Source organism: Methylobacterium sp. 174MFSha1.1 (genome assembly GCF_900116815.1).
Taxonomy (GTDB): Bacteria; Pseudomonadota; Alphaproteobacteria; order Rhizobiales; family Beijerinckiaceae; genus Methylobacterium.
Genome location: NZ_FPCB01000004.1, coordinates 100305 through 125200, shown reverse-complemented (window position 1 = coordinate 125200; position 24896 = coordinate 100305). Strand labels below are relative to the sequence as shown.

Sequence of the window (24896 nt, the reverse complement as noted above, 5' to 3'; positions counted from 1 at the left end):
ACCCCGTCACTCGTCAGATTAGATACTCCCTGGCTGTTCGATGCCATCCGGGTGGCCCGTTGCCGTTGCTCCGAAAGCGGTAGGAGGCGACTTAATCCTCCCCTGGAGTGCGGGCCGGTCCTCGGCCCTTTGCGCTCGTTCGATTTGCCGCACCCTGGTCTAGCCTTCGCGGCGCAACATGGGATCGGGGAGCATATCAGGTGGCGAGCATCGGCATCGTCGGCACGGGATTCGTGGCCGATTACTACATGCGCTCCCTGGCGACGCTGCCGGAGGTGACGGTGGCCGGGGCCTGGGACATCGACCTCGACCGGCTGCACGCCTTCCGCAAGTACTGGCGCGTCCCGGCCGCCACGAGCCTCGACGACCTGATCGGCCGGCGGCCGGACCTGATCCTCAACCTGACCAATCCGGGCTCGCACTACGCCGTCAGCCTGGCCTGCCTGGAGGCCGGGCTGCCGGTCTACTCGGAGAAGCCCCTCGCCACCCGGCTCGACGACGCCCGCCACCTGCACCGGGTCGCGACCGAGCGGGGCGTGATGCTCGCCTCGGCACCGTGCAGCGCGCTGGGCGAGAGCGCCCAGATCCTCTGGAAGGCCCTGCGCGAGCGCGTCATCGGCACGCCCCGGCTGGTCTATGCCGAGATCGACGACGGCTTCCTGATCCGCGCGCCGCACGAGACCTGGCGCAGCGAATCCGGCGCGCCCTGGCCGGTGCAGGACGAACTGGCGGTGGGCTGCGCGCTCCAGCATGCCGGCTACTACCTGACCTGGCTGATCGCGATGTTCGGCTCGGTGACCCGGGTCGCGGCGGCCTCCGCCGAGGTGCTCGGCCTGACCCTCGCAGAGGGGGGTACGGCGGCGCCCACCTATGCCTGCGCCTCGCTGTTCTTCGAGAGCGGGGTGGTCGCCCGCCTGACCTGCTCGGTGGTGGCGCCGCACGACCACAGCTTACGGATCTTCGGCGACGAGGGCATCCTGGAGGTGGGCGAGTGCTGGTCGAACGACGCCGCCGTGCGGGTGCGGCGCCGGCACGTGGTGCGCCGCCGCCTGATCGATTCCCCCCTCTCCCGCCGCCTGCGCGCCGGACAGCCCACCCACGCCAAGGTCGGGCGGAAGGGCGCGACGGCGATGAACTTCGCCCTCGGGCCGCAGGAGATGCTGGCGGCGAAGGCCGAGGGCCGCGCGAGCCGCCTCGACGCCGACCTCGCCCTGCACCTCACCGAGGTGGCGCTGGCGATCCAGAGCGCCGGCGACGGCACCGGCCACCAGGTGATCGCCTCCCGGGCCGGCGCGGCGGCGCCGATGCCGTGGGCGATGGGAGGATCGGGCGATGGGAGGATGAGGGGATGATCGGGCTGACGGCGCCCGCCCGGCATGCGAAAGGAAGCCTCGACCACCGGAGGATCCCGCGATGCCGCTCTACGCCCTCGACACCGTCAGCCCGGTCGTGCCGGATGACGGCAGCGCCTGGATCGCCCCCGACGCCCACGTCATCGGTCGCGTGCGGCTCGGCCGCGAGGTCGGGGTGTGGTTCGGCGCGGTGATCCGCGGCGACAACGAGCCGATCACGGTCGGCGACCGCACCAACATCCAGGAGGGCGCGGTCCTCCACACCGATGCGGGCTTCCCGCTCACCCTCGGCTCGGGGATCACGGTCGGCCACGGCGCCATCGTGCATGGCTGCACGATCGGCGACGACACGCTGGTCGGGATGGGCGCGACGATCCTCAACGGGGCGAAGATCGGCCGCAACTGCCTCGTCGGCGCCAACGCGCTCGTCACTGAGGGCAAGGAATTCCCCGACAACAGCCTGATCGTCGGCGCCCCCGCCAAGGCGGTGCGGGTGCTCGACGAGACGGCGGTGGCGGGCTTGCGCGCCTCCGCCGACCGCTACGTCGCCAACGCCAAGCGCTTCGCGCAAGGGCTGCGGCGGGTCGATTGAGCGGCATGGACGCGCGGTGCAGTCCGGCACGCGACAGCGGCGTGGGCACTCGGTTCTGTGCCAGCGGACCGAACCGACACCCTCCTCGTCACCCCGGGGCTCGCCGAAAGGCGAGAACCCGGGATCCATAACCGCTGGCGGTGCAGGCTCAGGCTGAACCCTGTCCGCCTCCTCCTGAAGCGTCGGCGGTTATGGATCCTGGGTTCCGCTTTCGCGGCCCCGGGACGACGCGGAGGGTCAAAACTCGATCGGCCCACGCAACCGGCTTTCGGGATGAGGTCGCCCCGACCATCCACCGGGCGGCAGAGCCGTCTACGCCGCCGCGGTCTCGCCGCCGGGCGCCGCGCCGGTTGTCTCGGTGCGGTCATGCTTGGCCAAGCTGTGCTCCTCGAAGGTGTGCTCGATGAACTGCTCGATCGGGCCGGGGCGGCCGAGGAGGTAGCCCTGCGCCTCGTGACAGTTCTCGGCGCCGAGGAAGGCCAGTTCGGCCGAGGTCTCGACCCCTTCGGCGAGGACCGGCAGCCCCAGGCCTCTCCCCAAGCCCAGCACCGCCCGCATGATCGCGGCGGTCTCCCGGTTGACGTCGACGGCGCGGATGAACGACCGGTCGATCTTGATCTTGTCGAACGGGAAGGCACGCAGGTTCGACAGCGACGAGTAGCCGGTGCCGAAATCGTCCATCGCGATCCGCACCCCCATCGCCTTGACCCGCCGGAGCGCGGTGAGCGCCCGGACCGGGTCGCGCACGAGCGCGGTCTCGGTGATCTCGAGCTCGAGGCGGGCGGGCGCGAGCCCGGTGGTGAACAGGACCTCGTGCACCAGCTCCGAGAAGCCCGGGGCGTGGAGCTGCACCGCCGAGACGTTGACGGCGATGCGCAGGGGCTTCGTCCACGAGGCGGCCTCGCGGCAGGTCTCGCGCAGGACCCACTCGCCGATGCCGAGGATGCTGCCGGTCTCCTCCGAGATCGGGATGAACAGGTCGGGCGGGACGGTGCCGCGCTCCGGATGGTGCCAGCGCAGGAGCGCCTCGAATCCGACCACGACGCCGCTGTCGATCGCCATCTGCGGCTGGTAGACGACCCGCAACTCGCCGCGCTCGACGGCATGGCGCAGGTCGTGCTCCATCGAGCGCCGGTCGCGGATCTGCGCCGCGAGGACCGGCTCGAAGTAGCGGTGCACGCCCCGCCCGTGGTTCTTGGCGCAGTAGAGTGCGGCGTCGGCGTAGTTGAGCAGGGTCTGCCCGTCCTCCGCGTCGGTCGGACAGAGGGCGATGCCGATGCTGGTCGCCAGGATCGGGCCGCTCCCCGCCCGCAGGTTGCCCTCGCGGATCACCCGCAGCACCTCCTCGGCGATCCGGCCGGCCTCGTCCCGCTCGACGCCGGGCAGGAGGATCGCGAACTCGTCGCCGCCGAGGCGCGCCATCAGCTGCCGCGGCCCGAGCACCGGCGCGACCCACCGCGCCAGGGCCTGGAGCAGCCCGTCGCCCATGGCGTGACCGTAGAGGTCGTTGACGTCCTTGAACCGGTCGAGGTCGAGGCAGAGCACCGCCACCAGCCCGCCGCCGTCCCGCGCCAGGGCGATCTCCTCGTCGAGGCGGGCGCGGAAGGTCGCGCGGTTCGGCAGGCCGGTCAGGGTGTCGTGGTGGGCCAGGAACTGGATGTCGCGCTCGGCCTGGCGCCGCGCCCGCAGGTCGCGCACGGCGATCGCCTGGCAGAGCCGGTGGCCGAGCGGCCGGCGGATCACGTCGACCGGCAGCGGCTCGCCCTTCGCGCCGACGAGCTCGGCCTCGATCACCTGGCCGTCCGGGCCGGCATCGAGGCGCGCGATCACCGCAGCGGGCAGGATCTCGCCGATCGGCCGGCCGATCAGAGCCGCCGGCGCCCGGCCGATCAGCGCGGCGAGGCTGGAATTGACGGTGATGATGCGCCCGGCCTCGCAGATCGCGATGCCCTCGACCGCGGCGTCGGCGAGGCTGTTCATCAGGTCCTGCGATTCGCGCCGGCGCCGCACCCGGCCGTCGAGGGTCTGGCCGAGGAAGACGAGGACGAGCAGCGTCAGGCTGGCGAAGCCGAGCGAGGCGGCGTACCCGCCGTCGAGGACGGCCGGGCGCAGCCCGCCGCCGGCCGCGAGGAGGCCGACGACGTGCGGCAGCAGCGCGGCGCAGGACAGGACCAGGGCCCCGGCGGCGCGGCTCGCGGGATTCTCCTCCAGGCTGCATGACAGCGCGAGGCCGGACAGCGCCATCCCGGCGGCGGCGGACAGGGCGAGGCCCGCGACCCAGGCCGGTCCGCCCGCCCCCGGCAGGCTCGCCGAGACCGCGGCGGCGACCGCCGCCAGCCCCAGGCCGATCAGGACCCCGCCGAGCGCCCGGGCGATGCGCCGGGGCGCCGAGACCGCGGCCCGCAGGCCGCCCCCGGCCAGCAGCACCATGAGGACGAGGCCGAGCAGCAGGGTCTCGCTCCCGCGCAGAAGCTCGGCGGCGGGGCGGATCGACGCCTGCGCGATGAACTGGCTCGCCCACAGCCCGAACCCGCCGGCGATGCCGGCGGCCGAGATCCAGATCCCCCGGCTGCTGCCGCTGGTGGCGCGGGCGTGCTGGAACAGGTCGATCATGGTGATCGCCGACAGGACGCCGATCAGCAGCGACAGGCCGATGAGCCGCCCGTCATGCAGGGCGAGCAGGGTTTCGGCGGTCTGCAGCATGAGAGGTTCGGGTCCAGCCTCGGCTTCCGGCACCGTGGCGGGAAGCCGGTTGCGAAGCGGTAAAACACATCGGGGGATTCGGCCGCTCCGGCGCGAACCGCACAGAATTGCACCGGTTAGGCCGGGTTAGCGGAGACCGATCTTCGATCGTCGGGACGCATGGACGCTCGGGCAGGACCGAAGTCTTGTCCTGCCGCAGCCGGCGCATGACCCAGAGGAAGACGGCGCTCCCTCGGCGTCGGGAATGCGCGAGGCCGCTCAGTCCTGCGCGAGCCGCAGCCGCGTGATCGCGCAGCCCCGCGCCACGAGGTCTGCCGGGGCGAGGTCGGGAAACAGGCCGGCGTAGCGGCGCACCAGGGCCGCCGCCAGGGCGTCGGCGTCGCGGATCCCCGGCAGCGAGGCGCGAAACAGCGCCGGCGGCACCGCCGCCACCGGCACGCCCTGGCGCACCGCCACGCACAGGCCGGTGCGGAAGCGGGTCGGGTCGAGGACCGGCAGCTCCTCGGCCCCGCCCGGCCGGCGCCGGCCGGCCCTTCGGATCGGCAGGAGGGCGTAGCGCAGGCCGGCGCGGTTGATCGTGCGCTCCAGGTTGAAGTGGACGAGGTCGCGGCCGATCCCGGCCAGACCCGAAAAATCCTCCTCGTGCAGGCGGATCAGCGCGTCGACCCCGAGCGACGCGGCGAGGTCGGCGACCGCGACGACGCGCGATCCGGGGCCGTCCGCCACGGCGACGTGACGGCTGTTCGAGATCGGCAGCGGCATCGCCTTACCGGAACGGCGGCTCGTCGAAGCTGCGCAGCTTGCGCGAGTGCAGGCCGTGGCGGTTGCGTCGCAGGGAATCCAGCGTCGCGAGGCCGATCAGCAGGTGCTCGCCCACCGCCCGCTCGTAGAAGGCGTTGGCGGCGCCCGGCAGCTTGATCTCGCCGTGCAGCGGCTTGTCCGAGACGCAGAGCAGCGTGCCGTAGGGCACCCGCAGGCGGTAGCCCTGGGCCGCGATGGTGCCGCTCTCCATGTCGACGCCGATCGCCCGCGACAGGTTGATCCGCCGCCGCTCCTGCGACCAGCGCAGCTCCCAGTTGCGGTCGTCGTAGGTGACGACCGTACCGGTGCGCAGGCGCTGCTTCAGCGCCTCGGCCCGCTCGCCGGTGACGCTGGCGGCGGCCTCCTGCAACGCCACCTGCACCTCGGCGAGCGCCGGAATCGGCACGTCGGGCGGCACCAGCTCGTCGAGGATCCGGTCGCGGCGCAGGTAGCCGTGGGCGAGCACGTAGTCGCCGATGGTCTGCGACTGGCGCAAGCCGCCGCAATGGCCGACCATCAGCCAGCAATGCGGCCGCAGCACTGCGAGGTGATCGGTGATCGTCTTGGCGTTGGAGGGACCGACGCCGATATTGACGAGGCTTGTGCCTTGCCCCGGTTGTCCTTGCCCGTCCCGGGCGACGAGGTGGTAGGCCGGCATCTGGAACCGGTGCCAGGGCGAGGCGGCGATCAGCGCGTCGGCCTGCGCCCCCGCCGCGTCCCCGGCCTCGACCGCGATGCCGCCGGGCAGGACCAGGCGGGCGTAGCGCTCGGGCTCGGCGGCGAGCGCCTTCAGGCCGACCCGCACGAACTGGTCGACGTAGCGGTGATAGTTGGTGAGCAGGATCCAGGGCTGGATCTGGCGCCAGTCGGCCCCGGTATAGTGCACGAGGCGGCGCAGCGAGTAATCGACCCGCGGCCCATCGAACAGGGCGAGCGGCCGGGGCTCGTCGCCGGCCTCCAGCCACAGACCGTCGGCGATCTCGTCGCCGACGCTCGACAGCATCGGGGTCGGGAAGTAGCGCGCGAGGTCGCTCGAGGTGACGCCGCGGGCGAGTTCGGCGCCCGGCTCGACCACGTAAGGGTACGGGATCTCCTGGGCGCTCAGACCCACCTCGATCGTGGCGCCGTAATCCTGCACCAGGGGGCGCAGCTGCTCCAGCAGGTAGGCGCGGAAATGCGCCGGCTGGGTCAGGGTGGTGGCGTAGGCGCCGGGCCCCTGGAACTTCGCGGTGGCGCGGCTGATCCGCGGCATCGGCCCGGTCGGGCGGTAGGTCAGGCGCAGCTCGGGGTAGCGGAAGGTCAGCCGCTCGGCGGCGTCGGGGGGCACGCCGTCCGCGAGGAAGCGGGTCAGCGCGTCCCGCAGGCTCCCGGTGGCGGCGGCGTGGAGCGCCGCCAGCCGGTCGACCGCCGTCTCGGGATCGGCCACCGTCTCCATCGGTCTCAGCTCGTCGGCGAACACGGTCGATCGGTCTCCCTCATGCGCTCGCGACCAGCCTATACCGGGCGGAGCGGCGGGGCGACCCGGATCCCGCCCCGATCGCAGGACGACAGATGACGCAAGCGGATTTCGGCCCGCGGCCGGGCGAGGAGACGGTCGACCTGCCGGTGGGTTTCGATGCCGGGCTCTACTTCGTCGGCCGGGTGCGCACGCCCTGGACCGTGCGGGCGGAGTGCCCGCGCAATTCGGCGCAGTCGGACGCGGTCTGCACCCTGGAGGTCGATCCCCAGTTCGTCCCGGCCTTGCGGAGCCTCCAGGGCACCACCCACCTGATCGTGCTCTACTGGATGGACCGGGCGCCGCGGAACCTGGTGGCGCAGCAGCCCCGGCACGCGCCCGAACCCCGCGGCACCTTCGCGCTGCGCTCGCCGGCCCGGCCCAACCCGATCGCCGTCTCGGTGGTGGAGTTGCTCGGCCTCGAGGGCGGCACTTTGCGGGTGCGCGGGCTCGACTGCCTCGACGGCACGCCGCTCCTCGACATCAAGCCGTACTTCGCCACGACCGACGCGCGGCCGGAGGCCCGGGTCGGCTGGCGGGAGGTGGAGAGCGGGGCCGAGGACGCTCAGGACAGCGAGCGCATTCATGTATCGAGATCGAAAGATTTGTAGATCTCGGAATCAAGTCGACTCTCTTCCTCCTCGTGGACAGGGCGATTTCGCGCGAAAAGATCATGGATTGCGATGATGCGCTCAAAAAATCTTTATCGGGCCCTCCGATCGCGAGGGTCTGATCGTTGTCGAGCCGATCGGGACGATCTTTCCCGAGGTTCGCGTCCCATGCGACTTTTGCGACGCGCCACGATTTGGCGAGATGCTGTTCCTGGTGCTCGGCGGCGTGCTGCGTGGCGGCAAAGCCTGTGTCGGTATCGCCGACTTCGCGGCGGAGCGTGGATCCCGCGATCGATCGGTATATTATAACTGCTTCTCGAAGAAGAAATCCGGATACGGATCGTCGTTGAACCGGTCGATCTCGACCCAGCCGGTGCGCCGGTAGAGCTGGAGCGCCTCGGTCAGCGCGCTGTTCGAATCGAGGCGAAGGATCGTGATGCCGAGGTCCCGCGCCGCCGCCTCGGCGGCCTCCATCAGGCGGCGGGCGAGGCCGAGGCCGCGGGCGGAGGGGCAGACCCAGAGCCGCTTGATCTCGGCGATCTCCCCACCCTTGCCCTTCAGGCCGACGCAGCCGATCGGCAGCCCGTCCGACAGGGCGACCAGGAAGGCGCCGCGCGGGCGCATCATGTCGGCCGCCTCCGGGTCGCGAGAGAGGGAGACGTCGAAGCCGGTGGCGAGCCGCCGCCCCAGCTCGGCGTAATACTCGGTCAGGCAGTGCAGAGCCGCCTCGGAGCGCGGGTCGGTCTCCTCGACCGCGATCCGCTCGCGGCCGAGCGCCGTGGCGACGAGATCCATGGCGCGCAACAGCTCGTCGCCCTTCGGGAAGCGGGCGAGCAGCGCCTTCGCCCGGTCGTTCGACAGGGCCTCGTAGGCCGCGAATTCCTGCCTGCCGGCCTCGGTCAGGGCGGCGACCCGGCGGCGGGCATCGTCCGGATGGGGCAGCGTGACGACCAGACCCTCCTCCTCCAGGCTGCGCAGGAGCCGGCTCATCAGGCCGGAATCGAGACCGAGATAGTCGCGGATGGCGCCGACCTCGCCGCGCCCGTGGCCGATGGCGTTGAGCACCCGGGCCGTGCCGAGCGGCCGGCCGCGGCCGAGGAACGAGGTATCGAGGGCGCCGACCTCGGCGGTCACGGCCCGGTTGAAACGGCGGATGCGGCTAATGGGGTCGGTCGGCATCTCTCTGACTTAAGTCAGAGAGATCGGGCCGTCAACGGGGCCCTCAACGCGAGAAGCCCCGGCCGCAGGGCCGGGGCTTCCCGTTCGAAGGTCCGGGGCGGCGCGCCACCCCGGGGGTTATCAGTTGTTCCGGTTGCCCATCAGCGAGAGCAGGAACTGGAACATGTTGATGAAGTCCAGGTAGAGCGTCAGGGCGCCGACCACCGACACCTTGGCGGCGGTCTCGCCGTCGAAGTTGCCGTAGAGGTACATCTCCTTGAGCTTCTGCGTGTCATACGCGGTCAGGCCGGCGAAGATCAGCACGCCGATGACCGAGATCGCGAATTGCAGGGCGCTCGAGGCCAGGAAGATGTTCACCAGGCTGGCGATGACGAGGCCGATCAGGCCCATCACCAGGAACGAACCGATGCCCGACAGGCTCCGGGTCGTCGTGTAGCCGTAGAGGCTCAGGCCGCCGAAGGCCGCCGCCGTGATGAAGAACACCTGGACCACGCTCGCGCCGGTGTAGCGGAGCAGCAGCGTCGAGAGCGACGCACCCATCACCGCCGCGAAGGCGAAGAAGGTGGTGCGGGCCGACGCGGCCGACATCCGGTCCATCCGGAACGAGAAGAGGAAGATGAAGGCGAGCGGCGCGAGCGCGATCACCCACATCAGCGGCGTGGCGTAGAGCGTGCGGCCGAAGCTGGTCAGCGGGATCGAGCCGATCCGCGCCACGGCCTCCGCCTGCGACGACGCCACCGCGAGCTTGTTGATGCCGATGGCCACCAGCCCGGAGATGCCGAGGCCGATGATCATGTTGTTGTAGACGCCGAGCATGAACGCGCGCAGGCCCTGGTCGACCTCGACCTGGCTCTGGGCGTAGCCGGTGGGGCCGCCGAAGCCGTTCGCATTGCCCTGCCGGAACGGGCTGTTCTCGAATGCCATGGGAGATTCCTTCGGAAGCTCTCTAGCGTGGATGTTCCTGGTGCGAGGCTCTCACGCGACCCTCGGACGCTTGACGCGTCGGATCGGCGTCCGGCCCCTCGCGGGTCCGCTCGCCTTGACCGGAATATGTGAGCCTCGACCGACCTGCACAAGGGCGGTGCCGGAGCGGTAACCGGCCCGGACGAGACAAAATCAGGGGTCCCTACGCCGCAGGGATATTTTCGGATTAAGACCCCGCGAGATTTCGTAGGTACTGCGCCGGCTTCTGCCCGAGGATCCGCCAGGTGCCGGCGAGCCCGAGCCCGACCGCCACGACGACCGCCAGCAGGGCCGCGATCAACGCCCCCGAGAGGTCGAGGGCGAAGTCGAGATGCATGACCCTGGTGAGGATCACCCAGCCCGCCAGCGTCCCGGCGACGAGGCCGAAGAGTGCGGTGGCGAGGCCGAGCGCGCCGTACTCCATCGTGTAGGCCGCGAGCAGCCGCGCCCGCGTGGCGCCGAGCGTCTTGAGCACCACCGCGTCGTAGAGCCGGGCGCGGTGGCCGGCGGCCAGCGCCCCGGCCAGCACGAACAGGCTGGTGGCCACGGCCACCGCGCTGGCGCCGCGGATCGCGAAGACGAGCTTGCCGACGAGGTCGTTCACCGCGTCGAGGGCGTCCTTCACCCGCACGCTGCTGACGGCCGGGAACTCCTTCGCCGCGTCGCGCAGGATCCGGGCCTCGAGGGCGGCATCCGGCCCCTCCGGCAGGGTCAGGGTCGCGAGGTCGCTGTGCGGCGCCCCCCGGAAGGTGCCGGGCGAGAAGACCATCACGAAGTTGATGCCGAGGTTGCGCCACTCGACGTGGCGCAGGTTGGCGATGGTGACGGTCAGGCTGCGCCCGAGCACGTTGACGGTGACCTGGTCGCCGACCTTGAGGTTGAGGCTGCGGGCGAGCTGGTCGTCGAAGGAGACGAGCGGCTTCTTCGCGTCGTCGCCCTTCCACCATTGCCCGGCGGTGATCCGCGAGCCGTCGGGCAGGTCCTCGGCGTAGGTGATGCCGCGGTCGCCGTCGAGCACCCAGGCGGCCTCCTCACCGGCCTTGATCTGCGCCGCCGGCACGCCGTTGAGCGCCGTGATCCGCCCGCGCATCATCGGCACCCGCTCGATCTTGCCCCGCGGCGCGGCGCGCCCAAGGAACTGGTCGAAGGCCGCCGAGTCGCGGCTCGGGATGTCGAGGAAGAACAGGCTGGGCGCCTTCGCCGGCAGCGAGCGGGTCAGGGTCCGGGTGATGTTGGCGTCGATCAGGCTCAAGGTGACGAGGAGCGTGATGCCGAGGCCGAGCGACAGCACGATCGAGGGCGTCAGCGCGCCGGGCCGGTGCAGGTTGGCGAGCGCGAGCCGCGGCGCGGCCCGGGCCGGACGCGGCAGGCGCCGCGCGAGTGCCATCAGCCCGAACGCGACGAGGCGCAGGAGCCCGAAGGCGAGGCCGGCCGCGACGATGAAGATCAGCGCCACCCCGCGGTCGTAGGCGGTCGTCAGCGCGAGCGTGAGGAGGCCGGCCAGGGCGAGGCCGAGGATGCCGAGGTAGCGCGGCCGCGGCCAGCGCCGGTCGGGATCGACGGTGTCGCGAAACAGCCCCGAGACCGCGACGTCGTGGGCGCGCCCGAGCGGCCCGATCGCGAAGGCGAGCGCCGTCAGTACGCCGTAGAGGGCGGCGACCACGAGCTCGCCCGGCGCCAGGGTGGGGTTCAGCGGCAGGGGCAGCAGCGACCCGAACGCCGCATCGAGGGCGAAGGGCAGCACGGCGCCGACGACGAGGCCGCCGAGAATGCCGATCCCGGCGATCAGCATCACCTGCGTCAGGTAGATGCCGACCACCTGCCCCCCCGGGGCGCCGAGGCTCTTGAGGGTCGCGATCGAGGCGCGCTTGCGCTCGACGAAGGCCCGCACCGCGTTGGCGACGCCGACGCCGCCGACGAGGAGCGCCGTGAGCCCGACGAGGGTCAGGAACTGGGTGAAGCGCTCGATGCTGCGGGCGAAGCGCGGATCGGCGTTGAGCCGCGAGCGGATCTCCCAGCCGGCCTCCGGCAGGGCGCTCCGGGCCTCGGTCATCGCCCGCTCCACCGCCGCGTCGTCGCCGGTCGGCAGCGTCACCCGGTAGACGAAGCGGTTGAGGCTGCCGGGCTGGACGAGTCCGGTGGCCCGGAGGGCGTCGAGCGACACCATCAGGCGCGGCCCGAAGCCGATGCCGCCGGCGATCTTGTCCGGCTCGGCGACCAGCACCGTGCGCAGCACGATCTCGGCGCCGCCGACGGTGAGGCGGTCGCCGATCTTGAGGTCGAGCCGGGCGAGCAGGGCCGCATCGGCGGCCGCCCCGTAGACGCCGTCGCGGGCCGAGAAGATCTCGGCGGGCGGCATCGGCGGTTCGGTCGTCAGCGCGCCGACCGCCGGGTAATCGGGCCCGACCGCCTTCAGCTCGACGAGCGCCGCGCCCTTCTCGCCCGAAGAGGCCATGGCACGGGTGAAGCCCACCGCCGAGACGCGCCCCCGGGCCTCCAGGAAGGCCTGTTCCTGCCCGCTCGCCTCGCGGTGGACCAGCCCGAAGGTGACGTCGCCGCCGAGAATTTTTCGTCCCTCGCGGGCGAGCCCGTCGGAGAGCGAGCGCGACAGCGACGCGACGCCCGCGATGGTCGCGACCCCGATGGCGATGCAGGCCAGCAGCACCGTGAAGCCGCGCAGGCCCCCGCGCAGCTCGCGCAGCGCCAGGCGCAGGGTCAGCGGCAGGCGCGAGGGCCGGCCGGGCGTTCCGCCGGGGATCTCGTCACGCGGGATCTTGGGAAGGCTGCCGTGCATGGGTTTCAAGCGCTCACCGCTTCGTCGATCAGCCCCGAGCGCAGCCGCACCGTGCGGTCGCACAGGCGGGCGAGGCCGGGATCGTGGGTGACCAGCACCAGGGTGGCGCCGCGGTCGCGCTTGAGCGAGAAGAGCAGGTCGACGATCTGCGCGCCGGTCGCCTCGTCGAGGTTGCCGGTCGGCTCGTCGGCCACCAGGATCGCCGGCTCCGGCGCGACCGCCCGGGCGATGGCGACGCGCTGCTGCTCGCCGCCCGACAGCTGGGCCGGGTAATGGTGCAGGCGGTGCCCGAGGCCGACCGCCTCCAGCTCCCGCGCCGCCCGCTGGTGGGCGTCGGGCGCGTCCGCCAGTTCGAGCGGCAAAGCCACGTTCTCGAGCGCTGTCATGGTCGGGACGAGGTGGAAGGACTGGAACACGATGCCGATGCGCCGGCCGCGGAATCGCGCCAGCGCGTCCTCGTCGAGCCCGGCGAGGTCGGTGCCCTCGACCACGACCCGGCCGGAATCCGGCCGCTCGAGCCCCGCCATGGTCATCAGCAGGGTCGACTTGCCCGAGCCCGAGGGTCCGACGAGGCCGACCGCCTCGCCCGGGGCGACGGCGATCGAGATGCCCTTGAGGATGTGGACCCGGGCTGCGCCGCGGCCGAGGCTGAGATCGACGCCCTCGAGCGCGATCGCCGGTCCGGTGGCCTTGTCGGTCATGGGGGAAGAACCGATCTTGAAGCGCGGCGACCGCTCGGGCCGCCGCCGGAGGTTGAGTGTTGGGACGGACCTACGCAGGACAGGCGGCCCGCCGGCCCGATATGGGCCGCGCATCGATGCTTCGCCATGATGGCCGCCGCGCGGCGCTCGCATTTCTCATCGTTTCGCTGGTGATGACGCTCGTGACGCCGCTCCGCGCCGAACCGCGCCCCCTGAACCTCGTCGCCCTCGGCGACAGCCTCACGGCGGGCTACGGCCTGCCGGCGGATGCCGCCTTCCCGGTCCAGCTCGAGGCCGCGCTCAAGGCGAAGGGCCACGCCGTGACGGTCGCCAATGCGGGCGTCTCCGGCGACACCGCGACGGGCGGGCTCGACCGGGTCGAGTGGTCGGTGCCGGACGGGACCGACGGGGTGATCCTGGAACTCGGCGCCAACGACATGCTGCGCGGCACCGATCCGGCGGTGACCGAGAAGGCCCTCGACGCGATCGTCGCGAAGCTGAAGGCCCGCGGCATCCCGGTCCTGCTCGCTGGCATGCGGGCGGCACCCAATCTCGGGCCGGATTATGTCAGGCGCTTCGACGCGATCTTCCCGCGGCTGGCCGAGCGCTACGGCCTGATCCTCTACCCCTTCTTCCTCGACGGGATCGCGGGCGACCGCGCCCTCAACCTCGCCGACGGCCTGCATCCGACCCGGGCCGGCGTCGCGCGGGTCGTCGCCGGCATCCTGCCGAGCGTCGAAGAATTTTTGCAGCGCCTGCGCAAGGGCGCCTGACACAAGGGCCTGATCCGCCATGCCGCGCCTGTTCACCGGGATCGAGGTCCCCTCCGAGACCGGCCTCGCGCTCAGCGCCTTCCGGGGCGGTCTGCCGGGCGCACGCTGGGTCGAGCCCCCCGATTACCACGTGACCCTGCGCTTCATCGGCGACGTCGATGGCGGGCTCGCCGAGGAAATCACCGAGGCGCTTTCCGAGACCAGGCCCCGCCCGCCCCTGACCCTCGTCCTCGACGAACTGGCGGTGTTCGGCGGCGAGAAGCCGCACGCGCTCTTCGCCCGCGTCGTCCCGGATGACGACCTTGCCGACCTGCAGGCCGAGCACGAGCGCATCCTGCGCCAGCTCGGCGTCGCCCCCGACACCCGGCGCTTCACGCCGCACGTCACCCTGGCCCGGCTCAAGCGCGGCGCCGGCCCGGACGGGGTGGCGCAGTACCTGGCGATGCAGCCCGTCTTTCCGCGATTGTCGTTCACGGCACGTCGGGCCGCCCTGTACTCGGCGCGCGACTCGGTCGGCGGCGGACCCTACGTGGTCGAGGCGGCCTATCCGCTGGCCGAGGACGAGGCGTGAGGACGGCACTCCCCTCCGGACGGAGGCGGATCCGCGAAAGGCAAGCCGGCCAAAGGGGTGATGGCGGGCTAATCGAACTGGTATAAGATCGGGGTACTGCCCCTCGACGGGCACGCGCCCACGCCGTTCACCTCCACCTTCGAACTTGGCGTGGGCGTGTTCTTATTCAGCGGACAATGCAGCGCCATCCCGCCTTGCCAGCGTATAGGCCGTCATAGGCCGGAACGCCCGGCCGCCGGTGATCGTCGCGCTCGGTTCAAGAGACGGCACCGCCCATTTCCCGGATCTCCTTGCGCTTCGCTGCAATCGTCCGGGAAATGGTGGAGTTGTACGGGCGCGCGCGCACCATCCTCACAGCCTCCGCAACGCCACGCTCTCGATGCGGTGGCTCGCGCCCTTGGCGAGGATCAGGCTGGCGCGCTGGCGCGTCGGCACGATGTTGTCGCGCAGGTTCAGGAGATTGATGCGGTTCCACAGGCCGTCGGCGATATTGAGCGCCTCGTCCTCGGAGATTTCTGCATACTTGCGGAAATACGACAGCGGGTCGCGGAAGGCAGTGTTGCGCAGGCGCAGGAAGCGGTTCACGTACCAGCGGTGCAGGTCGTCCTCGTGCGCGTCGAGGTAGACCGAGAAATCGAAGAAGTCCGACACGAACGGGATCGCGGTACCGTCCCGCGGCAGGCGGGCAGGCTGGAGCACGTTCAGCCCCTCGACGATCAGGATGTCGGGCCGGTCGACCACCGTATTCTCCCCCGGCACCACGTCGTAGACGAGGTGGGAGTAGAGCGGCGCCGCGACGTGGCGCTTGCCGGCCTTGATGTCGGCGAGGAAGCGCAGCAGCGTCGGGCTGTCGTAGCTCTCCGGAAAACCCTTGCGCTCCATCAGGCCGAGCCGGTTCAGCTCGGCATTGGGGAGCAGGAACCCGTCGGTCGTGACGAGGTCGACCTTCGGGGTGTTGGGCCAGCGGGCGAGCAGCGCCTTGAGCACCCGCGCGGTGGTCGACTTGCCGACCGCGACCGAGCCGGCGACCCCGATGATGTAGGGCACCTTCACCTCGCGCTCGGCGAGGAGGAAGCGCTGAGTCGCCTTGAACAGCCCCTGCGTCGCCGCGACGTAGAGCGAGAGCAGCCGCGACAGCGGCAGGTAGATCGCGATGACCTCCTCGAGCGAGATCGGGTCGTTCAGCGATTGCAGCCGCATCACGTCCTCGGCCGTGAGGGTGAGCGGCGTGTCGGCGCGCAGGTGCGCCCATTCCTCGCGGGCGAAGACCCGGTAGGGCGAGAGGTGGTCGGTCGCCTCGTCGAGGCTCGCCGCCAGCTGCGCCGCGCCGAGGGTCGGTGCCGCGCCGGCGGCGTTCAGGCCCGCCTCGGTCATGCTGGCGTCGGTCATGCGGGCCTCCTCGACGCCTTCTCGGCGATGCCGCTCTGGGCCGTGCGCCGCTCCAGCTCCGCCATCACCGCCTCCAGCGGCACGTCGGTGGCCCTGAGTACCACCAGCAGGTGGTAGAGCACGTCGGCGGCCTCCGCCGTCAGCCCGTCGCGGTCACCCTGCACGGCGGCGATCGCGGCCTCGACCGCCTCCTCGCCGAGCTTCTTAGCCGGGCGCGCCGGCCCGCCGGCGACGAGCTTGGCGGTGTAGGAATCCTCCGGCGCGGCCGCAGCGCGCTCGCGGACGATGCGGTCGAGGTCGGCGAGGGTGAAGGCGGTCATGCGGCTGCCAAAAGGTATTTTTCCGGGTGGACCCTGGGGCCGGCCGAGCCGGGCGGTCAAGCGGTGTTCGGCACCATTTCCCGCGGCGATTGCCGATAGGTCAGGGCGTCGGGTCGAGCCGCATGGCGAGGCCCGCCGCGGCCATGTGGGCCTTGGCCTCCCCGACGGTGTGCTGGCCGAAATGGAAGATCGAGGCGGCCAGCACAGCGCTGGCGCCGCCGTCGCGCACGCCGGCGACGAGGTCGTCGAGCCCCCCGACGCCGCCGGACGCGATCACCGGCACGTTCACCGCGTCGCTGATCGCCCGGGTGAGACCGATATCGTAGCCCGAGCGCATGCCGTCGCGGTCCATCGAGGTGACCAGCAGCTCGCCGGCCCCTTTCGCCGCCACGAGGCGGGCGAAGTCGATCGCGTCGATCCCGGTGGGCTTCCGGCCGCCATGGGTGAAGATCTCCCAGCGGGGCGCCTCGCCCTCGCCCGAGACCCGCTTGGCGTCGATCGCCACGACGATGCACTGCGCGCCGAACTTCTCCGCCGCCCGCGCCACCAGGTCCGGGTCGTTCACCGCCGCCGTGTTGATCGAGACCTTGTCGGCCCCGGCGAGCAGCAGGGTGCGGATGTCCTCGACCTTGCGCACCCCGCCGCCGACGGTGAGGGGCATGAAGCAGGCCTCCGCCGTGCGGCTCACCGCGTCGAGCAGGATGCCCCGGTCCTCGTGGCTCGCCGTGATGTCGAGGAAGCAGAGCTCGTCGGCCCCGGCGCGGTCATAGGCCTTGGCGGCCTCGACCGGGTCGCCGGCGTCGCGCAGTTCGAGGAACTGCACGCCCTTGACGACGCGGCCGTCCTTGACGTCGAGGCAGGGGATGATGCGGGTCTTGAGCACGGGCGCCGTTTCAGGTTGTCGGATCGATCGGGAAATCGCGGGTGAGCAGGTCGTCGCGGGTGTAGGGGCAGGTCTCCGGAAACGTCTGCACCGACAAGCCCGTATCCCCGGCTGCGTCGAGCCGGGCGCCGCAATAGGCGCGGGTGAGTGCCTCGTCGAGGCGGAGCGTCAAGCTCGGGCTGTCGGCCAGCAGGTAGGCTGCCCGGATGCGCTGGCCCTCGATCGTCGAGGCCCAGTCCCGCAACGGCCCGTCCGGCTGGAGGTCGCATTTCAGCATGTGCAGAAGGATGCACCGCCACGCCTCGACCAAGGCGTAGAACTCGGAGCGACCCGGGCTCTCGATCTCCTCGGCCAGATTCTCGCGGTCGAGAACCGAGAAATGCCCGGCGCGAAGGGTCGCTGCCTGCTCCATCGCCCAGCGGTAGAGATCGTCCGCGTAGGCCGTGCAGGCCTGGACGCCGTCTGGGTAGGGCTCTGTGGTCGCGGCCGTCATGCCGTCACATGCCTTTTTCGGAAAGCCGCCGCGATCCTATCACGCGGCGGGCCCGTCCGCCTCAGCCGGCGGCTAGTTCCTGCCCTGTGCGCTCTTCGCCCGCGCGATGGCCGCCAGCGCCTCCTTCGGGTCGATCCGGCCGTCGTAGAGGGCCCGTCCCGTGATGGCGCCGGCAAGCCCCGCGCAATCCGGCTCCAGGATGCGGTGCACGTCCTCGATCGAGGCGAGGCCGCCCGAGGCGATCACCGGGATCTTGACCGCCTGGGCGAGGCCCAGCGTCATCGGGATGTTGAGCCCCTTGAGGATGCCGTCGCGGGCGATGTCGGTATAGATGATCGCGGCGACGCCGGCATCCTCGAACCGGCGGCCGAGCTCCTCCGCCGTGACCGTCGAGGTCTTGGCCCAGCCCTCGACCGCGACGCGCCCGTCCTTCGCGTCGATGCCGACGGCGATCTTGCCGGGGAAGCGGCGCGCCGCCTCGCGCACGAAGGTCGGGTCCTTCACGGCGGCGGTGCCGATGATGACCCGGCTGACGCCCTTGGCGAGCCAGCCTTCGACGGTGCGCATCTCGCGGATGCCGCCGCCGAGCTGCACCGGGATCGTCACGGCGGCGAGGATCGCGTCGACCGCCGCGGCGTTCATCGGCGCGCCCGCGAAGGCGCCGTCGAGATCGACCACGTGGAGCCAGGAGAAACCCTGCTCCTGGAACGTCCCGGCTTGCGCCGCCGGGTCGTCGCTGAACACGATGGCCTGCGCCATGTCGCCCTGCACGAGGCGGACGCAGCGCCCTTCCTTGAGATCGATGGCCGGAAACAGGATCACGCGTCGTCACCGCAAGGCTGGAGTTCGGGGAGGTGGCGGCGGGCCGTCAGGGCCGCCAGCGCAGGAAGTTGCCGATCAGCCGAAGCCCGAGGGTCTGGCTCTTCTCGGGGTGGAACTGGGTGCCCGCGATGGTGCCGCGGGCGACCATGGCGGTGACCGCGCCGCCGTAATCGGCGGTGGCCACCACGTCGCCGGGCTCGGCCGCCGCGAGGGCGTAGCTGTGCACGAAATAGGCGTGCAGCCCGTCCGGCCCGGTCGGGATGCCGTCGAGCAGGGGGTGGGCCGAGCGCTCCCGGAGCGTGTTCCAGCCCATATGCGGCACCTTCAGGCCCGGATCCGAAGGCCGGATCGGGGCGACGTCGCCCGGGATCCAGCCGAGGCCGGGGGTGATCTCGTATTCGAGGCCGCGGCTCGCCAGCAGCTGCATGCCGACGCAGATGCCGAGGAACGGCCGGCCGCGGGCATGCGCCGCCTCGGTCATCGCCTCGACCATGCCGGAGACGGCATCGAGGCCGCGCCGGCAATCGGCATAGGCGCCGACGCCCGGCAGCACGACCCGGTCGGCCCCGGCGACGGTCTCGGGATCGGAGGTGACGACGATGCGGGCATCGGTCCCGATCTCGCGGGCGGCGCGCTCGAAGGCCTTGGCGGCCGAGTGCAGGTTGCCCGAGCCGTAATCGATGATGGCGACGGTGTCCGCGCTCAACGGAGATCCTCCCGGGTCGCGGGTCTTCGGGTCGACGGGGCGGTCGTCGGGGTGGTTGCGGCGCTCACCGGGACCCTTGCGCCTCCGGGAAGAGGCCCAAGGCCGGGCTCTCGGCGCGGGTATTCGCTGGAGTCGCCGGGCGGGGAGCGCTGGTGCCCAGGCGGGCGCCCTCCTCCCGCAGCCAGCGGGCGACGACCTTCACCTCGGCCTCCTTGGTGTCCGAGGCCGTCACCGCGTCGCGGATCGGGCGGCCGGTGCGGGCATAGGTCCAGCGCCGCAGCGACGAGGCCTCGAGCCCGATGAGCCAGGACAGGAGCAGCGCGATCGCGAAGCCCGCCACCGGATGCAACCCCAGGACGAGGCCGGCGACCCAGACCACGATCTCGGCCGCCAGCACGGCGAAGCCCGCGAGCCAGAGCCGGTGCCAGAAGAACCACAAAGCCGAGAACCAGAAGGCCGGCCAGACGAAGGCGTCCGGCACCAGCTTGGCGCGGTCCAAGGCCTCCGGCTCGCCGGGATCGACCTCGTCGGGAACGTGCAGGGTATAGGTGGTCATCCGGTTCCCCCCGGGATCCGTCGTTGCGGCGATGCAGCTCTAGAGCGAGCCTTTGGTCGATGGCACCCGGCCGCCCTCGCGGGGATCGACCTCGACCGCGTGCCGCAAGGCACGTGCCAGCCCCTTGTAGCAGCTCTCGGCGATGTGGTGCTGATTGTCGCCGTACAGCGTCTCGACGTGCAGCGTGATCCCGGCATTCATCGCGAAGGCCTGGAACCACTCGCGCACCAGCTCGGTGTCGAAGACGCCGATCTTCTCGCGGGCGAATTGCGTGCGGAACACCAGGAACGGCCGGCCGGAGATGTCGACGGCGACCCGGGTCAGTGCCTCGTCCATGGGCAGGTGCAGGTCGGCGTAGCGGCGGATGCCGCGCTTGTCGCCCAGCGCCTGGGCGAAGGCCTCGCCGAGCGCGATGCCGCAATCCTCGGTGGTATGGTGCTGGTCGACGTGGAGGTCGCCCGTCACCTTGATCTCGAGGTCGAACAGGGCGTGGCGGGCGAGCAGCTCCAGCATGTGGTCGAGGAAGCCGACCCCCGTCGCGATGCTCGCTTTGCCGGTGCCGTCGAGGGTGAGCGCGACGCTGACGTCGGTCTCGGCGGTGCGCCGGTCGACGCGGCCGGTGCGGAGGGGGGAATCGGTCATCGCCAGAACTGGTTGCCAACGGAAACGGGCTGCCTTGTTAAAAGGCAGCCCGCGGAAACGCCAGGGGGGTTCTCAGTGTCTTGCACCGCAGCGCTGCTATGCAGAACGATGCGGGAATGACTCTGAGGTCAACCGATCGGGAGGAGATTGGCCATGGAGGATGATCCGGCAGAGACAGAAACCGGCGGTCGTACGGATTGGGCCGCTCTCCGCGCACTGTCAGACGATGAGATCGAGCGGATCGCTGCGGAGGATGAGGAGAATCCGGCCACCGATGAGGATTACTGAGCTGAGGCGTTTGTCTATCTGCCGCCAAGCGTAAGTCTGACAACTGACGCTTGTCTAAGATATAAAGGCGAGAACAGTTAGATCAAAGCGTTCATTTCTCTCGCCGGGAACGTATCTACAGGGTCATTCCGGGGCCGCGCAGCGGAGCCCGGAATCCAGAAACGCAAGTGTTAGAGGATAACGCGGCAGGCCGTCCGCTTCGTCCTGGACCATCGGCGGTTCTGGATTCCGGGCTCCGCTGCGCGGCCCCGGAATGACGATGGAGGGTCAGACTTCGACTCACGAAGAAACGTCAATTCTGGGTGAGTGTACCTCGGGCACTCCCCCGTCGGAAGCGTTGCCCCCGGTCGGATCACACGTCCGCCAGCACCCGCGCGCAGACCGCATCGAGCTTGGCCATCAGCGCCGGGTCGCGGTGGGTCGGCGCGGTCATGATCGCGCCGTCGAGGGCCCGGTCGGAGCCCGCCGGGCAGGGCTCGCGCTCGGCCGGGAAATCGCGGGCGAGGCGGCTCACCAGGCGCGCGGCCTTCGAGGCGTTGGCGCGGGCCACCGCCACGACGGAGGCCACGTCGACGGCGCCGTGCTCCGGGTGCCAGCAATCGAAGTCCGTCACCATCGCGATCGTCGCGTAGGTGATCTCGGCCTCGCGGGCGAGCTTGGCCTCCGGCATGTTGGTCATGCCGATCACGTCGTAGCCCTGCGCCTTGTAGGTGAGCGACTCGGCGTAGGACGAGAATTGCGGCCCTTCCATGCAGACATAGGTGCCGCCCTTCCGGACCGCGATCTCCTCGGCCTCGGCCGCCGCCAGGATGCGGGCCTGGAGCCCCGGGCCGACCGGATGGGCCATCGAGACGTGGGCGACGCAGCCATTGCCGAAGAACGACGAGGTGCGGCCGACAGTGCGGTCGACGAACTGGTCGACGAGCACGAACAGGCCCGGATAGAGCTCCTGCCGGAACGAGCCGCATGCCGAGAGCGCCACGATGTCGGTGACGCCGGCGCGCTTGAGCACGTCGATGTTGGCCCGGTAGTCGATGCCGGACGGCGAGAGCCGGTGGCCGCGGCCATGGCGCGCCAGGAACACCACCTCGGTCTCGCCGATCCGGCCGATGCGGAGCGAATCCGACGGCTCGCCCCAGGGCGAGGTGATCCGCTCCTCGCGCACGTCCTCCAGCCCAGGCAGGTCGTAGACGCCCGACCCGCCGATCACTCCGAGCACGGCCTTGACCATGGAGTTCTCCTCTAACGAAAGAGGCCCCTTGCGGGGCCCCGGGTAGGTTTCGGATGCTGGCGTCAGCTGGTCTTGTGCAGCTCGGGCTGCAGCCCGTGCGTCTCGCCGCCGACGTCCGACCAGATCTTCTTCTTCACGTAGTAGAGCAGGCCGGCCAGGACGAGCAGGAACAGGATCGCCCGCAGGCCCAGCGACTTGCGCGCCAGGAGGTGGGGCTCGGCCGTCCACATCAGGAAGGCCGTGACGTCGCGCGAGTACTGGTCGATCGTCTCCGGCACGACCGGCTGCCCGTTCGCACCCTTGGCGTAGGTCACCTGACCGTCGCTGAGGGGCTTGGGCATCGCGATGACGTTGCCCGGATAGAACTCGTTGTAGTGGCCGCCTTCCGGCACGGTCACGCCCTTCGGCGGCTCTTCCTTGTAGCCGTTGAGGAGGGCGTGGATGTAGTCCGGACCCTGCTCGGTGTAGCCGATGAAGGGCAGCCAATCGATGATGAACCACAGGCCGCCACGGGCGAAGGTGCGGGCCTTGGCCATCAGCGACAGGTCCGGCGGCGCCTTGCCGCCGTTGGCGGCGGCCGCGGCCTGATCGTTCGGGAACGGCGACGGGAACTTGTCCGCCGGGCGTCCGGGCCGCTCGAACATGTCGCCGGAATCGTTCGGGCCGTCCTTGACCTTGTACTCGGCCGCCAGCGCCTTGACCTGGGCGGCGGAGAAGTCGGGCCCGCCTTCCTCTTCCAGGTTGCGGAAGCGGATGTAGTGCAGGCTGTGGCAGTTCGAGCAGACCTCGCGGTAGACCTGGAAGCCGCGCTGCAGCTGCGCCTGGTCGAAGGTGCCGAACATCCCCGAGAAGGTCCACTTCTCGCGGTGGGGCAGCGGCCCGTGGTCCTCGGCCGAGGCGGCGCCGGCCGACAGGAAGGCGGCGACAGCGGCGGCCAAGAGAGCGCGTGTCCCGAGAGCGCGTGTTCTGATCATTCCCCTCGATGCCCCTTGCGGCGTCGTTAGTGCTTTATCGCGATGTGGTGCGGGCGGATGCGTGGAGCACCCGCCCGCCCGAGGCATGAATCAGCCCTTGGTCGGGGGCGCGGCGGCGGCGCCGGCCGGCATGCCGGAGGAGCCGACCTGCTTGCCCGGACCGGTGACGCTCTCGAGGATCGAGCCCGGCAGGGGCTTCGGCGTCTCGAACAGGCCGACCAGCGGCATCACGATCAGGAAGTGGGCGAAGTAGTAGAAGGTGGCGATGCGCGAGGCGAGCACGTAGCCGCCCTCCGGGGGCTTCGAGCCGAGCCAGCCGAGCAGGAAGCAGCAGAAGATGAAGACCCAGAAGAACTGGCGGTAGATCGGCCGGTAGTTGGCCGAGCGGACCCGCGAGGTGTCGAGCCACGGCGCCAGCGCCAGGATGATCACCGCGCCGAACATCAGGATCACGCCGCCGAGCTTGTCCGGCACCGCGCGCAGGATGGCGTAGAAGGGCAGGAAGTACCACTCGGGCACGATGTGCGCCGGCGTCACGGCGGGGTTCGCCGGGATGTAGTTGTCGGCGTGGCCGAGGTAGTTCGGCTGCAGGAAGATCCAGTAGGCGAAGAAGGCGAAGAACACCACCACCGCGAACACGTCCTTGATGGTCGCGTAGGGGGTGAAGGGCACCGCGTCCTTGCCCGACTTGATCGGGATGCCGGTCGGGTTGTTCTGGCCGGTGACGTGCAGCGCCCAGACGTGCAGGACGACGACGCCGGCGATCATGAACGGCAGCAGGTAGTGCAGCGAGAAGAAGCGGTTGATGGTCGGGTTGCCGACCGAGTAGCCGCCCCAGAGCAGGCTCTGGATCGTGTCGCCGACGATCGGGATCGCCGCCAGGATGTTGGTGATGACGGTGGCGCCCCAGAACGACATCTGGCCCCACGGCAGGGTGTAGCCGAGGAACGCGGTCGCCATCATCAGGAGGTAGATGATCACGCCGAGGATGTAGAGCACCTCGCGCGGGGCCTTGTACGACCCGTAATAGAGGTTGCGGAACATGTGAACGTAGACCGCGATGAAGAACATCGAGGCGCCGTTGGCGTGCATGTAGCGCAGGAGCCAGCCGTAGTTCACGTCGCGCATGATGTGCTCGACGGAGTTGAACGCCTCGGTGGCCGAGGGCTGGTAGTGCATCGCCAGCCAGACGCCGGTGATGATCTGCGAGCCCAGCATCGCCATCAGGATGGCGCCGAACGTCCAGAAGTAGTTCAGGTTGCGCGGCACCGGGAAGGCGATGAACGAGGAATGGACCAGGCCTGCGATCGGCAGCCGGGCCTCGAACCACTTCGCGAAGCGGCTCTTGGGGATGTAGGTTGTGGCGTGTGCGCTCATGGGGCAGCCCGCGTCTGGCGTTGCTTCACGATCGGCGTAAATCAGGCGGTGGCGCCTTCGCCGATGCGGACCTTGGTGTCGCCCTGGAAGGCGTAGGGCGGGATCGGCAGGTTGATCGGGGCCGGGCCGCGGGTCACGCGGCCGACCGCGTCGAATTGCGAGCCGTGGCAGGGGCAGCCCCAGCCCTCGTGGCCGCCGGCATTGGCGATCGGCACGCAGCCGAGATGGGTGCAGTTGCCGTAGGCCACGAGCCAGCGCTCGTGGCCGTCCTTGACGCGGCCGAGGAACGGCGCCGGGTCGATCAGGCTCGCCGGGGCGACCGCCTTCATGTCGGCGACCTCCTTCTCGGTGAGGTGGCGCACGAAGATCAGCTTGCCGCGCCAGAACACGTTGACGATCTGGCCGTCGGCGATCGGCGAGAGATCGACGTCGATGGGGGCGCCGGCGGCGATCGTCTCGGCATCGGGGGCCATCGAGGCGACGAAGGGCCAGGCCAGGGCCGCGGCCCCGACCACGGCGCCCGCGCCGGTGGCGAGGAACAGGAAGTCCCGGCGGGTCGTCCCGTGGGGATGCGCGGCGTCGGATGGGGCGACGGTGGTGGCCAAGTTCCGGCTCTCCCGAAAATCGTTGACGGCGGGCCGCCGCTCGCGCGGCACCCAGATCTTCTTCTTCACAGGGCG

General features: G+C 70.7%; 25 protein-coding genes. 6 read left to right on the top strand and 19 right to left on the bottom strand.

What is annotated here, in order from left to right:
* Positions 1–200: 200 nt before the first annotated feature.
* The gene (locus tag BM430_RS00575; RefSeq protein ID WP_177302875.1) at positions 201–1352 is read left to right on the top strand and encodes a Gfo/Idh/MocA family protein; all 1152 of its coding nucleotides are present in this window, start codon (positions 201–203) and stop codon (positions 1350–1352) included.
* Positions 1353–1413: 61 nt separating this feature from the next.
* Positions 1414–1944: a gamma carbonic anhydrase family protein gene (locus BM430_RS00570; protein ID WP_093564278.1), complete on the top strand. Its 531-nt coding sequence runs from the start codon at positions 1414–1416 to the stop codon at positions 1942–1944.
* Between the two features lie 312 nt (positions 1945–2256).
* Here BM430_RS00570 and BM430_RS00565 read toward each other — a convergent pair whose 3' ends face one another.
* From BM430_RS00565 to BM430_RS00555, 3 genes are all read right to left on the bottom strand, one after another.
* Positions 2257–4647 (bottom strand): putative bifunctional diguanylate cyclase/phosphodiesterase, encoded by a 2391-nt coding sequence (locus tag BM430_RS00565; RefSeq protein WP_093564276.1) that lies wholly within the window; start codon positions 4645–4647, stop codon positions 2257–2259.
* Between the two features lie 258 nt (positions 4648–4905).
* A complete protein-coding gene (locus BM430_RS00560; RefSeq protein WP_093564274.1) occupies positions 4906–5409 on the bottom strand; it encodes a hypothetical protein in 504 nt (167 codons plus the stop codon).
* A 4-nt stretch (positions 5410–5413) separates the two neighbouring features.
* Positions 5414–6883, bottom strand: coding sequence for an AMP nucleosidase (locus BM430_RS00555; RefSeq protein ID WP_210188396.1), 1470 nt, complete (start codon positions 6881–6883; stop codon positions 5414–5416).
* A 116-nt stretch (positions 6884–6999) separates the two neighbouring features.
* Between BM430_RS00555 and tsaA the strand changes: the two genes are divergently transcribed.
* The gene (tsaA, locus tag BM430_RS00550) at positions 7000–7554 is read left to right on the top strand and encodes a tRNA (N6-threonylcarbamoyladenosine(37)-N6)-methyltransferase TrmO (RefSeq protein ID WP_093564270.1); all 555 of its coding nucleotides are present in this window, start codon (positions 7000–7002) and stop codon (positions 7552–7554) included.
* A gap of 303 nt (positions 7555–7857) precedes the next feature.
* On the opposite strand, the gene BM430_RS00545 is transcribed toward tsaA, so the two are convergent.
* The 4 genes from BM430_RS00545 to BM430_RS00530 form a co-directional block, all read right to left on the bottom strand.
* The gene (locus BM430_RS00545; RefSeq protein ID WP_093564268.1) at positions 7858–8733 is read right to left on the bottom strand and encodes a bifunctional helix-turn-helix transcriptional regulator/GNAT family N-acetyltransferase; all 876 of its coding nucleotides are present in this window, start codon (positions 8731–8733) and stop codon (positions 7858–7860) included.
* A 120-nt stretch (positions 8734–8853) separates the two neighbouring features.
* Complete coding sequence (locus BM430_RS00540) at positions 8854–9657, bottom strand: Bax inhibitor-1/YccA family protein (RefSeq protein ID WP_093564266.1); 804 nt, start codon at positions 9655–9657, stop codon at positions 8854–8856.
* Positions 9658–9883: 226 nt separating this feature from the next.
* A complete protein-coding gene (locus BM430_RS00535) occupies positions 9884–12490 on the bottom strand; it encodes an ABC transporter permease (RefSeq protein ID WP_093564264.1) in 2607 nt (868 codons plus the stop codon).
* 5 nt (positions 12491–12495) lie between these two features.
* Positions 12496–13191 carry an ABC transporter ATP-binding protein gene (locus BM430_RS00530; protein ID WP_093564262.1) on the bottom strand — a complete coding sequence of 232 codons (696 nt, stop codon included), beginning with the start codon at positions 13189–13191 and terminating at the stop codon, positions 12496–12498.
* A 173-nt stretch (positions 13192–13364) separates the two neighbouring features.
* Here BM430_RS00530 and BM430_RS00525 point away from each other — a divergent pair, with 173 nt between their 5' ends.
* Both BM430_RS00525 and thpR read left to right on the top strand, forming a co-directional pair.
* Positions 13365–13964: an arylesterase gene (locus BM430_RS00525; RefSeq protein WP_244539255.1), complete on the top strand. Its 600-nt coding sequence runs from the start codon at positions 13365–13367 to the stop codon at positions 13962–13964.
* Between the two features lie 19 nt (positions 13965–13983).
* Complete coding sequence (gene thpR, locus BM430_RS00520) at positions 13984–14535, top strand: RNA 2',3'-cyclic phosphodiesterase (RefSeq protein ID WP_093564258.1); 552 nt, start codon at positions 13984–13986, stop codon at positions 14533–14535.
* Between the two features lie 351 nt (positions 14536–14886).
* Here thpR and coaA read toward each other — a convergent pair whose 3' ends face one another.
* The 8 genes from coaA to hisB all read right to left on the bottom strand — a co-directional run bounded on the left by coaA (position 14887) and on the right by hisB (position 20346).
* Entirely contained in the window at positions 14887–15909 is a 1023-nt protein-coding gene (gene coaA / locus BM430_RS00515; RefSeq protein ID WP_177302890.1) for a type I pantothenate kinase, read from the bottom strand.
* A gap of 11 nt (positions 15910–15920) precedes the next feature.
* Positions 15921–16244, bottom strand: coding sequence for a phosphoribosyl-ATP diphosphatase (locus tag BM430_RS00510; protein ID WP_093564256.1), 324 nt, complete (start codon positions 16242–16244; stop codon positions 15921–15923).
* A 100-nt stretch (positions 16245–16344) separates the two neighbouring features.
* Positions 16345–17127 carry an imidazole glycerol phosphate synthase subunit HisF gene (gene hisF / locus BM430_RS00505; protein WP_093564254.1) on the bottom strand — a complete coding sequence of 261 codons (783 nt, stop codon included), beginning with the start codon at positions 17125–17127 and terminating at the stop codon, positions 16345–16347.
* A 10-nt stretch (positions 17128–17137) separates the two neighbouring features.
* Complete coding sequence (locus BM430_RS00500; protein ID WP_093564252.1) at positions 17138–17620, bottom strand: DUF29 domain-containing protein; 483 nt, start codon at positions 17618–17620, stop codon at positions 17138–17140.
* Positions 17621–17692: 72 nt separating this feature from the next.
* The gene (gene hisA, locus BM430_RS00495; RefSeq protein ID WP_093564250.1) at positions 17693–18442 is read right to left on the bottom strand and encodes a 1-(5-phosphoribosyl)-5-[(5-phosphoribosylamino)methylideneamino]imidazole-4-carboxamide isomerase; all 750 of its coding nucleotides are present in this window, start codon (positions 18440–18442) and stop codon (positions 17693–17695) included.
* Between the two features lie 46 nt (positions 18443–18488).
* A complete protein-coding gene (gene hisH, locus BM430_RS00490; RefSeq protein WP_093564248.1) occupies positions 18489–19148 on the bottom strand; it encodes an imidazole glycerol phosphate synthase subunit HisH in 660 nt (219 codons plus the stop codon).
* Positions 19149–19212: 64 nt separating this feature from the next.
* Positions 19213–19704, bottom strand: a complete 492-nt coding sequence (locus BM430_RS00485; protein ID WP_093564246.1) for a DUF2628 domain-containing protein — start codon at positions 19702–19704, stop codon at positions 19213–19215.
* A 39-nt stretch (positions 19705–19743) separates the two neighbouring features.
* Positions 19744–20346: an imidazoleglycerol-phosphate dehydratase HisB gene (hisB, locus tag BM430_RS00480; RefSeq protein ID WP_093564244.1), complete on the bottom strand. Its 603-nt coding sequence runs from the start codon at positions 20344–20346 to the stop codon at positions 19744–19746.
* Positions 20347–20499: 153 nt separating this feature from the next.
* Here hisB and BM430_RS35505 point away from each other — a divergent pair, with 153 nt between their 5' ends.
* Positions 20500–20634, top strand: coding sequence for a hypothetical protein (locus BM430_RS35505; protein ID WP_280142253.1), 135 nt, complete (start codon positions 20500–20502; stop codon positions 20632–20634).
* Between the two features lie 352 nt (positions 20635–20986).
* Here the strand turns inward: BM430_RS35505 and BM430_RS00475 are convergent, their stop codons facing one another.
* The 4 genes from BM430_RS00475 to petA all read right to left on the bottom strand — a co-directional run bounded on the left by BM430_RS00475 (position 20987) and on the right by petA (position 24821).
* A complete protein-coding gene (locus BM430_RS00475) occupies positions 20987–21865 on the bottom strand; it encodes an S-methyl-5'-thioadenosine phosphorylase (RefSeq protein ID WP_093564242.1) in 879 nt (292 codons plus the stop codon).
* 62 nt (positions 21866–21927) lie between these two features.
* Positions 21928–22839 carry a cytochrome c1 gene (locus BM430_RS00470; protein WP_093564240.1) on the bottom strand — a complete coding sequence of 304 codons (912 nt, stop codon included), beginning with the start codon at positions 22837–22839 and terminating at the stop codon, positions 21928–21930.
* A gap of 90 nt (positions 22840–22929) precedes the next feature.
* Complete coding sequence (locus BM430_RS00465; protein ID WP_093564238.1) at positions 22930–24216, bottom strand: cytochrome b; 1287 nt, start codon at positions 24214–24216, stop codon at positions 22930–22932.
* Between the two features lie 41 nt (positions 24217–24257).
* The gene (gene petA, locus BM430_RS00460; protein ID WP_093564723.1) at positions 24258–24821 is read right to left on the bottom strand and encodes a ubiquinol-cytochrome c reductase iron-sulfur subunit; all 564 of its coding nucleotides are present in this window, start codon (positions 24819–24821) and stop codon (positions 24258–24260) included.
* Positions 24822–24896 lie beyond the last annotated feature (75 nt).

What these genes read in the sequence shown, in the direction of transcription:
- BM430_RS00570 (WP_093564278.1), top strand. Translation starts at nt 1,414, where the DNA reads ATGCCGCTCTACGCCCTCGACACCGTCAGCCCGGTCGTGCCGGATGAC.
- BM430_RS00565 (WP_093564276.1), bottom strand. Translation starts at nt 4,647, where the DNA reads ATGCTGCAGACCGCCGAAACCCTGCTCGCCCTGCATGACGGGCGGCTC.
- BM430_RS00560 (WP_093564274.1), bottom strand. Translation starts at nt 5,409, where the DNA reads ATGCCGCTGCCGATCTCGAACAGCCGTCACGTCGCCGTGGCGGACGGC.
- BM430_RS00555 (WP_210188396.1), bottom strand. Translation starts at nt 6,883, where the DNA reads ATGGAGACGGTGGCCGATCCCGAGACGGCGGTCGACCGGCTGGCGGCG.
- tsaA (WP_093564270.1), top strand. Translation starts at nt 7,000, where the DNA reads ATGACGCAAGCGGATTTCGGCCCGCGGCCGGGCGAGGAGACGGTCGAC.
- BM430_RS00545 (WP_093564268.1), bottom strand. Translation starts at nt 8,733, where the DNA reads ATGCCGACCGACCCCATTAGCCGCATCCGCCGTTTCAACCGGGCCGTG.
- BM430_RS00540 (WP_093564266.1), bottom strand. Translation starts at nt 9,657, where the DNA reads ATGGCATTCGAGAACAGCCCGTTCCGGCAGGGCAATGCGAACGGCTTC.
- BM430_RS00535 (WP_093564264.1), bottom strand. Translation starts at nt 12,490, where the DNA reads ATGCACGGCAGCCTTCCCAAGATCCCGCGTGACGAGATCCCCGGCGGA.
- BM430_RS00530 (WP_093564262.1), bottom strand. Translation starts at nt 13,191, where the DNA reads ATGACCGACAAGGCCACCGGACCGGCGATCGCGCTCGAGGGCGTCGAT.
- BM430_RS00525 (WP_244539255.1), top strand. Translation starts at nt 13,365, where the DNA reads ATGACGCTCGTGACGCCGCTCCGCGCCGAACCGCGCCCCCTGAACCTC.
- thpR (WP_093564258.1), top strand. Translation starts at nt 13,984, where the DNA reads ATGCCGCGCCTGTTCACCGGGATCGAGGTCCCCTCCGAGACCGGCCTC.
- coaA (WP_177302890.1), bottom strand. Translation starts at nt 15,909, where the DNA reads ATGACCGAGGCGGGCCTGAACGCCGCCGGCGCGGCACCGACCCTCGGC.
- BM430_RS00510 (WP_093564256.1), bottom strand. Translation starts at nt 16,244, where the DNA reads ATGACCGCCTTCACCCTCGCCGACCTCGACCGCATCGTCCGCGAGCGC.
- BM430_RS00500 (WP_093564252.1), bottom strand. Translation starts at nt 17,620, where the DNA reads ATGACGGCCGCGACCACAGAGCCCTACCCAGACGGCGTCCAGGCCTGC.
- BM430_RS00485 (WP_093564246.1), bottom strand. Translation starts at nt 19,704, where the DNA reads ATGACCACCTATACCCTGCACGTTCCCGACGAGGTCGATCCCGGCGAG.
- hisB (WP_093564244.1), bottom strand. Translation starts at nt 20,346, where the DNA reads ATGACCGATTCCCCCCTCCGCACCGGCCGCGTCGACCGGCGCACCGCC.
- BM430_RS35505 (WP_280142253.1), top strand. Translation starts at nt 20,500, where the DNA reads ATGGAGGATGATCCGGCAGAGACAGAAACCGGCGGTCGTACGGATTGG.
- BM430_RS00475 (WP_093564242.1), bottom strand. Translation starts at nt 21,865, where the DNA reads ATGGTCAAGGCCGTGCTCGGAGTGATCGGCGGGTCGGGCGTCTACGAC.
- BM430_RS00470 (WP_093564240.1), bottom strand. Translation starts at nt 22,839, where the DNA reads ATGATCAGAACACGCGCTCTCGGGACACGCGCTCTCTTGGCCGCCGCT.
- BM430_RS00465 (WP_093564238.1), bottom strand. Translation starts at nt 24,216, where the DNA reads ATGAGCGCACACGCCACAACCTACATCCCCAAGAGCCGCTTCGCGAAG.